This is a genomic window from Pseudomonas delhiensis (assembly GCF_900187975.1).
GTDB classification, from domain to species: domain Bacteria; phylum Pseudomonadota; class Gammaproteobacteria; order Pseudomonadales; family Pseudomonadaceae; genus Pseudomonas; species Pseudomonas delhiensis.
This window is the reverse complement of sequence record NZ_FZPC01000026.1, coordinates 34,067-47,360: the sequence shown is the minus strand read 5'-3', so window position 1 is coordinate 47,360 and position 13,294 is coordinate 34,067. Positions and strand designations below refer to the sequence as shown.

Below are 13,294 nucleotides of genomic sequence, written 5' to 3'. Positions count from 1 at the left end.
CTCAGCGGCGCTGTACGCCCGGGAGGATGCAGAGCATTTCGTACAGCAGGTTGGCGCCGAGCAACGAGGTGTTGCCGGTGGTGTCGTAGGGCGGGGAGACCTCGACCAGGTCGCAGCCGATGATGTCCAGGCCCTGGCAGCCACGCACGATCTCCATCGCCTGGATGGTGGTCAGGCCGCCGATTTCCGGGGTGCCGGTGCCGGGCGCCCAGGCCGGGTCGATGCCGTCGATGTCGAAGGACAGGTACACCGGGCCGCCGCCGACCTTCTCGCGCACCTCGGCCATCAGCGGGGCCAGCGACTGGTGCCAGCACTCCTCGGCCTGCACCACGCGGAAGCCCTGCTTGCGGCTCCAGTTGAAGTCCTCGGCGGTGTAGCCCTGGGCGCGCAGGCCGATCTGCACCACGCGGTCGCAGTCCAGCAGGCCTTCTTCCACGGCGCGGCGGAAGGTGGTGCCGTGGGCGATCTTCTCGCCGAACATGTGGTCGTTGACGTCGGCGTGGGCGTCGATGTGGACCAGGCCGACCTTGCCATGCTTCTTGTGGATGGCGCGCAGGATCGGCAGGGTGATGGTGTGGTCGCCGCCGAGGGTCAGCGGGACGATGCCGTGGTCGAGGATCTTGTCGTAGGCCTCCTCGATGATGCGCACGGCCTCCAGCAGGTTGAAGGTGTTGATCGCCACGTCACCGATGTCGGCGATGTTCAGCGAATCGAAGGGCGCAGCGCCGGTGGCCATGTTGTACGGGCGGATCATCACCGATTCGGCGCGGATCTCGCGGGGCCCGAAACGGGTGCCGGAGCGCAGGGAGGTGCCGATGTCCAGGGGCACGCCGACGAAGGCGGCGTCGAGCTCGTTGAGCTCCTCGGGGGCCTGGATATGCGGCAGGCGCATCATGGTGGCGATGCCGCCGAAGCGCGGCATTTCGTTTCCGCCCAGGGGCTGGTGGAGTTTCTTGTCCATGGGTAGGCCTCACGGGATTCGCTGTTTTCGTGGAAACAGGCTTGTTGATACTGAGGCCGGATTCTGGTCATGCCCGGTAGTGGGAAAAATCGCTGGCTACAAATAATCAGTTCAGAGTTTTCTAAACTTACTTCCACGGCTAGACTGCGCTGTCCTGTCGCAGCGCCCTCGGCGCCGGGCCCGCCGCATGTGACCTGCAGGTCGGGCGACGACGAACGGTCTGGCCCGGTGCCAGTCCACGGACGGTTGAACTGGAGCCTCTTCACCCCGAATTCCGGAGCCCTTCATGAGCGCCAGCGCCCTGCCCGACGTCAAGCTTCTGCGGATTTTCGCCTGCGTGGTGCGCAACCAGGGCTTCGCCTCGGCGCAGCAGGAGCTGAACCTGTCCACCTCGGCCATCAGCACCTACATGAGCCAGTTGGAGAACCAGCTGGGCATCGTGCTCTGCCACCGCGGCCGCGGCGGCTTCGGCCTGACCAGCAAGGGCGAGCTGTTCCACCAGGAAACCCTGCGCATCCTCGGCGAACTGGAAGGCTTCGAGCGCTATGCGGCCACCCTCAAGGGCGAGTTGCGCGGCACCCTCAACCTCGGCGTGCTGGACTCCACCGTGAGCGACCCGGCGCTGCCGCTGGCCGACGTCATCGGCTCTTTCAGCGGCCTGCACCCGGCGGTGCACCTGCACCTGCAGGTGCAGAGCCCCTACGAACTGCAGCTGGCGGTGCTGGACAACCGCCTGGACCTGGCCATCGGCTCCTTCTTCAGCCGCATGAACGGCCTGGTCTACCAGCCGCTGTACCGCGAGCAGCACTGGCTGTACTGCAGCGACCGCCACCCGCTGTTCGACGGCCGGCGCATCCCCGCCGAGCTGATCACCCAGCAGCGCATGGTCGGCCGCGGCTACTGGAGCCAGGCGGAACTGGCGCGCCACGGCTTCAAGCACAGCGCGGCGACCGTGGAAAGTATGGAAGCGCAGCTGATCCTGATCCTCTCCGGCGGCTACATCGGCTACCTGCCCGAACACTATGCGCACCCCTGGGTGGAGCAGGGCAGGCTGCGCGCGCTGCTGCCGGCCACCTTCGGCTACCAGGCGCCGTTCTCGCTGATCCTGCGCCGCGGCCGCTCCCGCGAGCCGCTGATCCAGAACTTCCGCGACCTGCTGCGCACGCAGCCGGGCAAACCATGAGCCGCGCCCGCTGCGAACGCTGCCTGCGGCCGCAGGGCCATTGCCTGTGCGCGCTGATCCCGCATCTGGACAACCGCACCCGCATACTCCTGCTGCAGCACTCCAGCGAAGTTGGCCACGCCCTGAACACCGCGCGCCTGGCGGCCCTCGGCCTGGCCAACGCCGAACTGCGGGTGGGTGAGGATTTCAGCGGCCTCGACCTCTCCGCCGAGGACGCCTGGCTGCTGTTCCCCGGCGAAAGCGCCATCCCCCTCGCCGAACTGGCCACCCGCCCGGCCATCCAGCCGCGCCTGCTGGTGGTGCCCGACGGCACCTGGCGCAAGGCGCGCAAGCTGCTGCACCTCAACCCGCACCTGGCGGCCCTGCCGCGGGTGGCCCTGCCCGAGGGCCTGAGCTCGCGCTACCGCCTGCGCAAGGCGCCGGCCGAAGGCGCGTTGTCGACCATCGAGGCGGTGGTACATGCATTGAACGCGCTGGATGCACCGCAATCCTTCGACGCGCTGCTGCGCCCGTTCGAGGCGCTGATCGACGGGCAGATCGCGGCGATGGGGGAGGAGACTTTCCAGCGCAATCACCAGCGCGAGTTGAAACCCCGGCATGAATCGTAGGGCGCATAACCGTTCGCGGTTATCCGCCGACACACCGCGGCCACAGCCAACGCCAAGGTCGGCCCCGGAGCCGCCGGGAACCGAGGCCAAACGGCGGATAACGCCTCAGGCGTTATGCGCCCTACAAGACAGGACGCAACCATGCTCATTCGCCAGCGCTTCGCCGCGGACAACCCGACCCTGCTGGACATCTGGCTGCGCGCGGTGCGCGCCACCCACGACTTCATCAGCGAAGCCGACATCGCCGAACTGCTGCCCCAGGTGCGCGACCTCTACCTGCCGGCGGTGGAAGTGTGGGTCGCCGTCGACGGCGAGGACTGCCCACAGGGCTTCATCGGCCTGGACCAGGCCCATGTGGAAATGCTCTTCATCGCCCCCGAACGACGCGGCCAGGGCATAGGCACGTACCTGCTCGACTACGCGCGTGAACTGCGTGGCCGCCTCAGCGTCGACGTCAACGAACAGAACCTGCAGGCGGTGAGTTTCTACCGGCGCTATGGCTTCCATGACACCGGCCGCTCCGAGACCGATGGCCAGGGCCGGCCATTCCCGCTGCTGCACATGAGCCTGTAGGGGACCGGCCTGGCGGCCGGATCGCGGACGGAGTCCGCTCCTACGCCGTCCCACCCATGCTGTTCCCCTGTGGGAGCGCGCCCATGGGCAGGGGAAACACCCTCGTAGGATGGGTGGAGCGAAGCGATACCCATCGCCATGGCCGCATGGGTTTCGCCAAGGCTCAACCCATCCTACGAAGACCTCGGCGCGGTAACGGACGACGGCCCTCAGGCCAACCGCTTCGCCACCCGGAAGCTGTCGAAATGAATGCTCCTGGTCTCCCAGGTGCCGCAGTCCCCGATGGCTTCCCAATCCGGCGGCGCCAGTACCCGCACTGATTCCGTTCGTCTTGCTGGGGGCTGACAGCCGTGGCTGTCGCTCTTTATAGTGCGCACTTCATTCCCTTTTGCGAGGTGTTCGTCCGATGCGCAATTGATGCCGCCGTGCCCGCACGGCCCGTTTCCGTCCCAGGCTCTATGCCCTGGGGGATTCATGGCATCCATTGGAGTCGGTATGACGAGCCCCTTCACCCTGGCGCTGCAAGGCGTCACCTGCCAGTTGTCCACTGGCGAAATCCTCTTCCGCGATATTGACGAAAGCCTCGACGAGCGCCGCACCGGGCTGGTGGGGCGTAACGGCGTGGGCAAGTCGCTGCTGGCGCGCATCCTCGCCGGCGAACTGGCGCCCAGCGCCGGGCGTTGCCTGCGCCGGGGGCGTGTGCATTACCTGGCGCAGCACCCGGCGAGCACTGCCAGCGTGGCGGAGCTTGCCGGCGTGGCGGCTCCCTTGCAGGCCCTGGCACGTATCGAGGCCGGTGGCGTGGAGGCGGCGGACTACGAATCGCTCGATGGCCGCTGGGACATCCGTCAGCGCCTGGAGGCGGAGCTGGCCGCCAGCGGTCTCGGCCACCTGGACGCGGAAACCCCGGCGGCACGCCTGAGCGGTGGCGAAGCCACGCGGGTAGCTTTGCTCGGTGCCTGGCTCAGCGAGGCCGACTGCCTGATCCTCGACGAACCCAGCAACCACCTCGACCGGCCCGCCCGCGAGGCTCTGCACGAACAATTGCAGCGCTGGCGTGGCGGTTTGTTGCTGGTCAGCCATGACCGCCTGTTGCTGGAAGGGATGCAGCGCATCCTGGAGCTGTCGGCGGATGGGCTGCGCAGCTATGCCGGGGGCTATTCCGCCTATCGCGAGGCGTACCACCTGGAGCGCGATGGCGCGCTGCGCGAGTTGCAGCAGCGCAAGCTGGAGCGTGAACGCCAGCAACGCGCAATGCAGGCCCAGCGCGAGCGCCAGGAGCGCCGCCAGGCCAGGGGGCGGCATCAGGCTCGCGAAGCCAACCAGACGGCCATCTTGGTGGATCGCCAGAAGGAGCGAAGCCAGGCCAGCATTGCCAGGCTGCATGGCCAGCACGGCGAGCGCCGCGAGCGACTGGACGACGAGGTGCGCGAAGCCTTCGCACGGGTGCGCCAGGACGCCGAGGTAGTGCTGGATGCACCGGATTGCGAGCTGCCGGCGCAACGCGGGGTGCTCGTGCTGGAAGGGCTGCGCCTGCCCTTCGGCACCTGCCGTGCCCCGCTCGACCTGCAGCTCTGCGGGCCTCGCCGGCTGGCCCTGACCGGGGCGAATGGCTGCGGCAAGTCGACCCTGCTCAAGGTCGTGGCCGGCCACCTGGCGCCGCTCGCCGGCTACTGCGAGACGACGGTGCACACGGCCTATCTGGACCAACATCTGCACAGCCTGCGCGCGGATCGCTCGGTGTTGCAGTCATTGCTGGAGCGCAACCGCCGCATGGCGCCTTCCGACCTGCGCACGCGCCTGGCCCGGATGGGCCTGGGCGCCGCGCGCATCGAACTACCCGCGGCAATGCTCAGCGGCGGCGAGCGGGTCAAGGCGGCGCTGGCCTGCGAGTTGTATGCCGAACAGCCGGCGCAATTACTGCTGCTCGACGAGCCGGACAACCACCTCGACCTCCCGGCCCTGGAGGCCTTGGAAGCGTTGCTGCGACAGTACCGTGGCGCGTTGCTGGTGGTCTCCCACGACGAGGCCTTCCTCGCCGCCCTGGAGCTGGACGGCCGACTGCAGGCCGGTGCCGAGGGTTGGTGCTGGGCGGTGCCCTAGCGGCTCTACCCGGTCGCTGTGGCCAGCTCGCGGACTACATTGCAGGCGAGCACGGCTTCTCGTAGGAGCGAGCTTGCTCGCGAACAGACTCCGCTGCGGGGCTCATTCGCGAGCAAGCTCGCTCCTACGAAGAGCACCCCCGGATTCACCTGTAGGAGCGCGCCCTGCGCGCGATTCGCGGCCATGGGCCGCATACGCCACAGGGGAAACGCCATGGCCGCATGGGTTTCGCCAAGGCTCAACCCATCCTACGAAAAGCAGCTCGGCGTAGGACGGACGACGGCCCTCAGGCCAATCGCTCCGCCACCAGGAAGCTGTCGAAGTGGATGCTCCTGGCGCCCAGCCGCAGCAGGCTGTCGCTGAACAGCTCGCTGCGGGTGGCGCCGCAGTCCCAGGCGGCTTCCCAGTCCTCGCGGCTGCGCCAGTGCACGCAGCCGAGCAGGTGCCGGCCGTCGTCGCTGGCGCGCAGTTCCGCGCCCAGGTAGCCCGGGGCCTGGTGGAACAGCTCGCGCAGCTGTTCCAGGTAGCGCCCCAGGCGCTCGGCGATGTCGGCCTGCTGCGCCGTCGCCACCTCGATGTCGATCAGCAGGGCGAAATGCGCCGGGCTCTCGGCGTGTTCGGCGTTGGTGCTGCAGTAGGCGCTGGGAATGATCATGGGTGGCTCCTGGGCTTGAAGGCAGACGCAGGCGAGGGTAAAACCTCAACTTAACTTGAGGTCAAGCCCGCCATGCCGAGAAAACCTTCGAACCCGCACGTACCCCATGAGCTGAGCGTCGGCGAGCTGGCCAGGCGCGCCGGCGTGGCCGTGTCCGCGCTGCATTTCTACGAGGCCAGGGGGCTGATCCATAGCACCCGCAACGCCGGCAACCAGCGCCGCTACCCGCGCGACGTGCTGCGCCGGGTGGCGGTGATCAAGGTGGCGCAGCGCGTCGGCATTCCGCTGAACGAGATCGCCGAGGCCCTGGCCAGCCTGCCCAGCGCTCGCGCGCCCATGGCCGCCGACTGGGCGCGGCTGTCGGCGCGCTGGCGCGACGACCTGGACGAACGCATCGCCAGGCTGGTGCTGCTGCGCGACCAGCTCAACGGCTGCATCGGTTGCGGTTGCCTGTCGCTGGAGAGCTGCCCGCTGCGCAACCCCGGCGACAGGCTGGCGCAGGAAGGACCGGGGGCGCACTGGCAGGGGCCGGCTCAGCCGCCGGACAGTTCCCGGGCGTAGACCTCGCGGTCGACGTTGCCGCCGCTGAGCACCAGGCCCACCTTCAGCCCGCGCAGCGCCTCGCGCTCCTGCAGGGCGGCGGCCAGCGCAGCGGCGCCGGCGCCCTCGGCGACGTTGTGGGTGGCGGTGAACAGCAGGCGCATGGCCGCGCCGACTTCCGCGTCGCTGACCTGGACGAAATGGTCGGCGCCGCCGCGGATCATCGCCACCGCATTCGGCTCCGGCGTGGTGCAGGCCATGCCGTCGGCCAGCTGCGTGCCGGTGGCGTGGAACACCGGCTCGCCGGCGGCGAAAGACAGCGCGTAGGCCGGCGCGTGGCTGGAGACCACGCCGACGATGCGCGTCTTCAGGCCCAGGGCGTCGCGCGCGGCGATCATCCCGCAGATGCCCGAGCCCATGCCCACCGGCACGTAGCACACGTCCAGGCCGGGCAGGGCGCGCAGCAGTTCCAGGCTGTAGCTGGCCACCCCGGCCACCAGCCAGGGGTGGAACGAGGGGATCAGGTGCAGGCCGTCGCGCTCTGCCAGTTCACCGGCGTATTCGCGGGCGGCCTGGAAGTCCTCGCCGTGCTCGATCAGGTTGGCGCCCAGGGCGCGCATGGCGGCGTTCTTCTCGCGGCTGTTGCCGTGGGGCACGACTATGGTCGCCGGCATGCCCAGGCGCGCCGCGGCGAAGGCGATGGACTGGCCGTGGTTGCCGCGGGTGGCGCTGATCACCCCGGCCGGGCAGGGGGCCTGGGCCGCCAGGTGGTGGAAGTAGACCAGCCCGCCGCGCAGTTTGAAGGCGCCCACCGGCGAATGGTTCTCGTGCTTGACCCAGGTTTCGCAGCCCAGGGCTTCCACCAGCAGGGGCCAGCGGATCTGCGGGGTGGGCGGCAGGCTGCGGTGGACGATGGCGGCAGCGGCTTCGAGGGCGGGCAGGCTGAGCGGCATGGGGGTTCTCCTATGGGAAGAAGCCAGTCTAGGGCGGCGTGCCGAAGATGCGACAGGTACAGCTGGGAAGAGGATTTTTTTCCGGCCCGTAGCGGGGCTTCCGGCCGCGGGCGTCCGAGTGTGCCGCCGGACCGGTACAGTTGTGCCGCCGAACTGTTCCTGTCGAGCGCCCCCGGCGCTGGCATAGCATGGCTGACCGCACACGCGAAGGGTTGTCTTCCATGCACGTTTCCTCCGGCCGCTGGCAATTCGGCCTGTTCCTCTCCCTGGTCACCGCCGTGCTCTGGGGCATCCTGCCGATCAAGCTGAAGGAAGTCCTGAAGGTGATGGACCCGGTCACCGTCACCTGGTTCCGCCTGGTGGCCGCCGGCGGCGTGCTGTTCGTCTGGCTGGCCGTGCGCGGGCAGTTGCCGCGCTTCCGCCCGCTGGGCCGGCGCGGCGGCGGCCTGGTGCTGCTGGCGGTGCTGGGGCTGACCGGCAACTACGTGTTCTACCTGGTCGGCCTGCGCCTGCTCACCCCGGGGACCACCCAACTGGTGATCCAGATCGCGCCCATCCTGTTGCTGCTCGGCAGCCTGTTTGTCTTCAAGGAGAGCTTCAGCCTCGGCCAGGGGTTGGGCCTGCTGGTGCTGCTGGGCGGCTTCGCGCTGTTCTTCAACCAGCGTCTCGGGGAGCTGTTCGGCTCGCTGGGCGACTACACCCTGGGCGTGCTCATCGTCCTGCTGGCGGCCTTCGTCTGGACCTTCTACGGCCTGGCGCAGAAGCAGCTGCTGACGCAGTGGAACTCGCTGCAGGTGATGATGGTGATCTACCTCGGCTGTGCGCTGCTGCTCAGCCCCTGGGCGCAGCCGCAGCAGGTGCTGCTGCTGAACGGCGTGCAGGCCTGGCTGCTGCTGGCCTGCTGCCTGAACACCCTGGTGGCCTATGGCGCCTTCGCCGAGGCCCTGGCCCACTGGGAAGCCTCGCGGGTCAGCGCGACCCTGGCGCTGACGCCCCTGGTGACCATCGCCAGCGTGGCCGTGGCGGCCAGCCTGTGGCCCGGGCACCTGCAACCGGAAAGCCTCAACGGCCTGGCCTACCTGGGGGCGCTGCTGGTGGTCTCGGGCTCGGCGCTGACCGCGCTGGCGCCGTCGCTGCTGCGTAGCTACCGGGCGCGGCGGGCGAGGGCGGCGCTGTCGTCCTGAGCCGTCCCTTTAATTTTGCGAGTGATATGCATTATCATTTGCGAAATTGCAGCAGTGGTCCGGCGCGGATGAAGCCGGTGCGGGGACGTTATCGTGAATGCGGGAAGGGCGGCCGACAGGGCCGCGAGGCAGCGGGGGCGGGGCCGTGGATGAAGGCTTCCGCCACTCGGTGGCGCAGGCCTACCAGGCCTTCCATGGCGAGTTGCTGCGCTTTCTGCACCGCAACCTGGGCAGTTCGGCCGATGCCGCGGACCTGGCCCAGGACACTTTCGCCCAGTGGCTGAAGTCCGCCTCGCGCCAGCAGGTGCGGCAGCCGCGCGCGTTCCTCTTCCAGATCGCCCGTAACCTGCTGCGCGACCACTGGCGCCGCCAGGACGGCCGGCGCCCGTCCGCCGCCGACGGCCAGGCGCAGGAAACCGCCGAGCCGGCCAGCGAGGGCCGCGAACCCATGCAGCAACTGGAGCGCCAGCGCTACCTGCGCCACCTGGCCACGGCCCTGGACAGCCTGCCGCCGCGCCGCCGCGAGGCCTTCGTGCTGCACAAGTTCGACGGCCTGTCCCAGGCCGAGGTGGCGCAGCGCATGGGGATATCCCTGAGCATGGTGGAGAAGCACGTGGCTGCTGCCCTGCTGCATTGCAAGCGGCAGATGCAAGGAGAGGACGAGGCATGAGCCCGCAGCAGGAGCGACAGAGGATCATCGACGAACTGGCCGCCAAATGGTTCAGCCGCCTGCGTGCCGGTGCCGACGAGCGCGAGCGCCAGGCCTGGCGCCAGTGGCTGGCCGAGGACGCGGCGCACGAGCGCGCCTACCGCGCCATCGAAAGCCTGTGGGACGACTTCGATCTGCTGCCGCGCCCGGCCCTGGCGCCGGCTCGCCGTATGCCGCACTGGCGCGGCCTGGCGACTGCCGCGGCGGTGCTGGCTGCCGTGCTGCTCGGCGCCATGCCCTGGGGCCGGCCGCTGGTGGACCCGCAACTGAGCCAGGCCAGCGCCCCCGGGGAACAGCGCGAGCTGCGCCTGGCCGACGGCTCGCAGTTGTTCCTGGCCGGCGACTCCGCAGTGCGGGTGGATTTCAGCGGCGCCTATCGCGAGGTGCGGCTGCTGCGCGGCGAAGCCTATTTCGAGGTAGCCCATGACAGCGCCCGGCCGTTCCGCGTGCGCGCCGGCGACAGTCGCGTGCGCGTGGTGGGCACGCGCTTCGACCTGCGCCTGGCGGAGGACGGCCTGCAGGTGGCGGTCAACGACGGCAAGGTGGCCCTGCAGCCGCGGCTGGACCAGGCGCGGGAACAGCCCCTGGTGCGCGGCGACCTGGCGCGGGTGGCCGCCGACGGCGCGCTGCAAGTCGAACGCATCGACCCGAACCGGGTCGCCGACTGGCGCGACGGCCTGCTGCGTTTCCGCGAGCGGCCGCTGGGCGAGCTGGTGGAGGAACTCTCGCGCTACCGCGGGTCGCCCATCCGCCTGGGCGACCCGCGCCTGGCGCAGCGGCGGTTGTCCGGCAGCGTGCGCATCGCCCGCCTGGACGACTTCCTCGCCGCCTTGCCGGCGCTGGCGGACGTGCGCGTACGCCGGCAGGCCGACGGCAGCGCCCTGGTCCTGCCGCGCTGACGGAAAGGAGAAATATTTTCATTCGCAGGTGTGGGTTCTTCGCATTTTCGCGTCTTCCCCGTCGTTCGCCGCGATCATGCGGCCCTATCGTCCCCGGGGAGGACTCGTCATGTTGTCTCGCTTCACCCTTCCGCTTTCCCGCCCACTGGCCTGCGCGGCGCTGCTCGGCGGCCTGCTGCTGGCCGAATACAGCCGCGGCGCCGACCTGCAGCTGGCGCTGCCGGCGCAGCCGCTGAGCGCGGCGCTGGGCCAGCTGGCCGAGCAGGCGCAGGTCCAGGTGCTGTTCGACGAGGCCCAGCTGCAGGGCCTGCAGGCGCCGGCGGTGCAGGGCCGCTACGGCGTGCGCGAAGCCCTGGAGCGCCTGCTGCAGGGCACCTCGCTGGAGCTGGTGGAGGCCGGCCAGGGCTTCGTGGTGCGCCGCCGCGGCAAGGTCGATGCCTTCCAGGACAACGCCCTGCAACTGGACGCGCAGACCATCGTCGGCACCGGCCAGTCGGTGGACGCCAGCAGCGTCGGGCGCTCGACCCTGACGCGCAAGGACATCGAGCGCATCCAGGCCGACAACATCCCCAGCCTGCTCGACACCCTGCCCGGGGTGAGCCTGGGCGGCTCGCCCAAGCCCGGCGGGCAGACCGTCAACATCTGGGGCCTGGGCGACGCCGAGGACGTGCCCTTCACCCTCGACGGCGCGCCCAAGAGCGGCTTCGAGCGCTACCAGCAGGGCACCGTGTTCATCGAGCCGGAGCTGATCAAGCGCATCGAGGTGGAGAAGGGCCCGCACTCGGTGTTCAACGGCAACGGCGGCTTCGGCGGCACCGTGCACATGAAGACCAAGGACGCCGGCGACCTGCTGCGCGACGGCAAGGACGTCGGCGCCATGCTCAAGTACGGCTACCACTCCAACGACCAGCAGAAGATCTACAGCGGCGCCGTCTACGGCCGCAGCGAGGACCGCAAGGTCGACGCCCTGGCCTACTACACCGCGCGCGACGGCCGCGACATCAAGCTGGCCGGGCACATCCCCGACCCGGAGGGGCGCTACCCGATCAACCCGCAGCGCCTGCCCAACAGCGCCCAGGACCTGGACGCCGGGCTGTTCAAGCTGAACCTGCACCCCAACCCCGACAACGACCTGGGCTTCGCCTACAGCCGTTCGCAAAGCACCCGCTGGACGCCGTTCTCCTCGGCCAGCTACCCGACCCCGCCGACCCAGTCGAGCATCGACAAGTACGGCTACGAGGCGGCGCTCAAGCGCCTGCTGGCGCACCGCGACACCACCGACACCACCTGGTCCGGCAAGTACCAGTACCACCCCATCGACAACCCGCTGGTGGACCTGCTGCTGCAGTATTCCGAGTCCCACGTCGAGCAGACCGACGAGCGCAACCCGGATGCCTTCTTCCAGGTCGCCACCGGCGGGCAGAAGATGGACACCGACTACCGCGACAAGGTGCTGGAGCTGCGCAACACCAGCCTGTTCGACACCGGGCCGCTGCAACACGCCTTCACCGTCGGCGCGCAGCTGCACAAGCACACCCGCGACACGCAGATGTACATCCCCGGCTCCACCTACGACACCGCGCGCTACAACTACGGCCGCTTCCAGCCGGCCTTCATGCCCAGCGGCAAGCAGCTCGCCCGCAGCGCCTACGTGCAGGACGCGCTGACCTGGGGCAGCGTGACCGTCACCCCGTCGCTGCGCTTCGACCAGGTGCGCAACGCCGGCAAGGCCAATGACGCGCCGCTCTACGACAACCCGGCCCAGGGCCACGACTACAGCGCGCAGACCTACAGCGGTTGGTCGCCGCGCCTGTCGCTGTTCTGGACCGCCACCGAGCGCGTGGCCTTCTTCGCCGACTACTCGCGCACCTGGCGCGCGCCGGTGATCGACGAGCAATATGAGGTGCAGAACAGCAGCACCATCAGCGCCACCAGCCGCGGCCTCGACGCCGAGCGCATCCACGCCCTGCGCCTGGGCAACATCGTCAACCTGCCGGACCTGTTCGTCGCCGGCGACAACCTGCAGGTGCGCACCACGCTGTTCCAGAACAAGATCAAGGACGAGATCTTCCGCACCCGCAGCGTGGCCTGCGAGCAGCAGTCCATCGACGACGGCAGCATCGGCGGCAGCTGCGCCGGCATGCTGCCGCTGAGCAACTACCGCAACCTGCCGGGGGCGACCTACAAGGGTTTCGAGATCGAGAGCTTCTACGACAGCGAGCGGCTGTTCGCCGGGCTGTCGTACAGCTGGGTGGAAGGCAGGCACGACGGCGCCTACAGCAACCCCTGGGGTCCCAACGTCTGGGCCCGCGACGTGCCGCCGGCCAAATGGGTGGCGACCCTCGGCGTGAAGTTCCCCGACTGGGATGCGCAGATGGGCTGGCAGGGCGAGTTCGTCCGCCAGACCGACCGCCTGCCCAGCGACAAGTATTCCGGCGGCATGGGCACCCTGGCCGGCGACAGCTACTGGGACCAGACGGCCAACGACAGCTACGACACCCAGCGCGTCTTCGCCAGCTGGAAGCCGCGCCGCCTGGGCCTGGAGAACACCGAGCTGAACCTCACGGTGGACAACCTGTTCAACCGCGACTACCACCCGGCGCTGTCGGGGGACAACGTGTACAGCCAGGGGCGTAATGCGAAGTTCAGTGTGACTCAGTACTTCTGAGGTTGTGGTGGCGATGGGGATCGCTTTGCTCGGCCCGTCCTATGGGGCGTTGTGTTTGCCGGGGGAGGTGAGTTCCGAAGAGCACCCTCTCCCTAACCCTCTCCCTGAAGGGAGAGGGGACCGTTTGGCGTGCGCGGGTGTTTCGGCGTTAGCCGGCAACTGCGGGATTCCCAACTGACTCCATTTCCCTTCTCGGCACGGACTAGCCCCCTCTCCCTTCAGGGAGAGGGCTGGGGAGAGGGGAAAGCCCGAGCGCCG

At 69.1% G+C, this 13,294-nt stretch carries 12 protein-coding genes; 9 read left to right on the top strand and 3 right to left on the bottom strand.

The window, feature by feature from the left end; translation table 11 throughout:
• Position 1: 1 nt before the first annotated feature.
• Entirely contained in the window at positions 2–961 is a 960-nt protein-coding gene (gene speB, locus CHC02_RS22345) for an agmatinase (RefSeq protein WP_089393601.1), read from the bottom strand.
• 286 nt (positions 962–1,247) lie between these two features.
• Between speB and CHC02_RS22340 the strand changes: the two genes are divergently transcribed.
• From CHC02_RS22340 to CHC02_RS22325, 4 genes are all read left to right on the top strand, one after another.
• Entirely contained in the window at positions 1,248–2,144 is an 897-nt protein-coding gene (locus tag CHC02_RS22340) for a LysR family transcriptional regulator (protein ID WP_089393600.1), read from the top strand.
• Positions 2,141–2,752 (top strand): tRNA-uridine aminocarboxypropyltransferase, encoded by a 612-nt coding sequence (locus CHC02_RS22335; protein WP_089393599.1) that lies wholly within the window; start codon positions 2,141–2,143, stop codon positions 2,750–2,752. The genes CHC02_RS22340 and CHC02_RS22335 overlap by 4 nt, the downstream gene beginning before the upstream one ends.
• A 141-nt stretch (positions 2,753–2,893) precedes the next feature.
• Positions 2,894–3,325 carry an acetyltransferase gene (locus tag CHC02_RS22330; RefSeq protein WP_089393598.1) on the top strand — a complete coding sequence of 144 codons (432 nt, stop codon included), beginning with the start codon at positions 2,894–2,896 and terminating at the stop codon, positions 3,323–3,325.
• Between the two features lie 495 nt (positions 3,326–3,820).
• On the top strand, positions 3,821–5,428 hold the full coding sequence (locus CHC02_RS22325; protein ID WP_089393597.1) for an ABC-F family ATP-binding cassette domain-containing protein: 1,608 nt from the start codon (positions 3,821–3,823) through the stop codon (positions 5,426–5,428).
• A 286-nt stretch (positions 5,429–5,714) separates the two neighbouring features.
• On the opposite strand, the gene CHC02_RS22320 is transcribed toward CHC02_RS22325, so the two are convergent.
• On the bottom strand, positions 5,715–6,083 hold the full coding sequence (locus tag CHC02_RS22320) for an antibiotic biosynthesis monooxygenase family protein (protein ID WP_089393596.1): 369 nt from the start codon (positions 6,081–6,083) through the stop codon (positions 5,715–5,717).
• Positions 6,084–6,155: 72 nt separating this feature from the next.
• Here CHC02_RS22320 and soxR point away from each other — a divergent pair, with 72 nt between their 5' ends.
• On the top strand, positions 6,156–6,644 hold the full coding sequence (gene soxR, locus CHC02_RS22315) for a redox-sensitive transcriptional activator SoxR (RefSeq protein ID WP_089393595.1): 489 nt from the start codon (positions 6,156–6,158) through the stop codon (positions 6,642–6,644).
• Here soxR and CHC02_RS22310 read toward each other — a convergent pair.
• Positions 6,617–7,576, bottom strand: a complete 960-nt coding sequence (locus CHC02_RS22310) for a threonine dehydratase (RefSeq protein WP_089393594.1) — start codon at positions 7,574–7,576, stop codon at positions 6,617–6,619. The two genes, soxR and CHC02_RS22310, sit on opposite strands and share 28 nt — an antisense overlap.
• A gap of 221 nt (positions 7,577–7,797) precedes the next feature.
• On the opposite strand from CHC02_RS22310, the gene CHC02_RS22305 reads away from it, so the two are divergent.
• The 4 genes from CHC02_RS22305 to CHC02_RS22290 all read left to right on the top strand — a co-directional run bounded on the left by CHC02_RS22305 (position 7,798) and on the right by CHC02_RS22290 (position 13,036).
• Entirely contained in the window at positions 7,798–8,760 is a 963-nt protein-coding gene (locus CHC02_RS22305) for a DMT family transporter (RefSeq protein ID WP_089393593.1), read from the top strand.
• A 145-nt stretch (positions 8,761–8,905) separates the two neighbouring features.
• A complete protein-coding gene (locus tag CHC02_RS22300) occupies positions 8,906–9,430 on the top strand; it encodes an RNA polymerase sigma factor (RefSeq protein WP_089393592.1) in 525 nt (174 codons plus the stop codon).
• Entirely contained in the window at positions 9,427–10,368 is a 942-nt protein-coding gene (locus CHC02_RS22295) for a FecR family protein (RefSeq protein WP_089393591.1), read from the top strand. Before CHC02_RS22300 ends, CHC02_RS22295 begins: the two co-directional genes overlap by 4 nt.
• Before the next feature lie 109 nt (positions 10,369–10,477).
• The gene (locus tag CHC02_RS22290; RefSeq protein ID WP_089393590.1) at positions 10,478–13,036 is read left to right on the top strand and encodes a TonB-dependent receptor; all 2,559 of its coding nucleotides are present in this window, start codon (positions 10,478–10,480) and stop codon (positions 13,034–13,036) included.
• The last annotated feature ends 258 nt before the right edge of the window (positions 13,037–13,294 follow it).

Bases quoted from the DNA above. Each gene is read 5' to 3' on its own strand.
- speB (WP_089393601.1), bottom strand. From the start codon at position 961: ATGGACAAGAAACTCCACCAGCCCCTGGGCGGAAACGAAATGCCGCGC.
- CHC02_RS22340 (WP_089393600.1), top strand. From the start codon at position 1,248: ATGAGCGCCAGCGCCCTGCCCGACGTCAAGCTTCTGCGGATTTTCGCC.
- CHC02_RS22335 (WP_089393599.1), top strand. From the start codon at position 2,141: ATGAGCCGCGCCCGCTGCGAACGCTGCCTGCGGCCGCAGGGCCATTGC.
- CHC02_RS22330 (WP_089393598.1), top strand. From the start codon at position 2,894: ATGCTCATTCGCCAGCGCTTCGCCGCGGACAACCCGACCCTGCTGGAC.
- CHC02_RS22325 (WP_089393597.1), top strand. From the start codon at position 3,821: ATGACGAGCCCCTTCACCCTGGCGCTGCAAGGCGTCACCTGCCAGTTG.
- CHC02_RS22320 (WP_089393596.1), bottom strand. From the start codon at position 6,083: ATGATCATTCCCAGCGCCTACTGCAGCACCAACGCCGAACACGCCGAG.
- soxR (WP_089393595.1), top strand. From the start codon at position 6,156: ATGCCGAGAAAACCTTCGAACCCGCACGTACCCCATGAGCTGAGCGTC.
- CHC02_RS22310 (WP_089393594.1), bottom strand. From the start codon at position 7,576: ATGCCGCTCAGCCTGCCCGCCCTCGAAGCCGCTGCCGCCATCGTCCAC.
- CHC02_RS22305 (WP_089393593.1), top strand. From the start codon at position 7,798: ATGCACGTTTCCTCCGGCCGCTGGCAATTCGGCCTGTTCCTCTCCCTG.
- CHC02_RS22295 (WP_089393591.1), top strand. From the start codon at position 9,427: ATGAGCCCGCAGCAGGAGCGACAGAGGATCATCGACGAACTGGCCGCC.
- CHC02_RS22290 (WP_089393590.1), top strand. From the start codon at position 10,478: ATGTTGTCTCGCTTCACCCTTCCGCTTTCCCGCCCACTGGCCTGCGCG.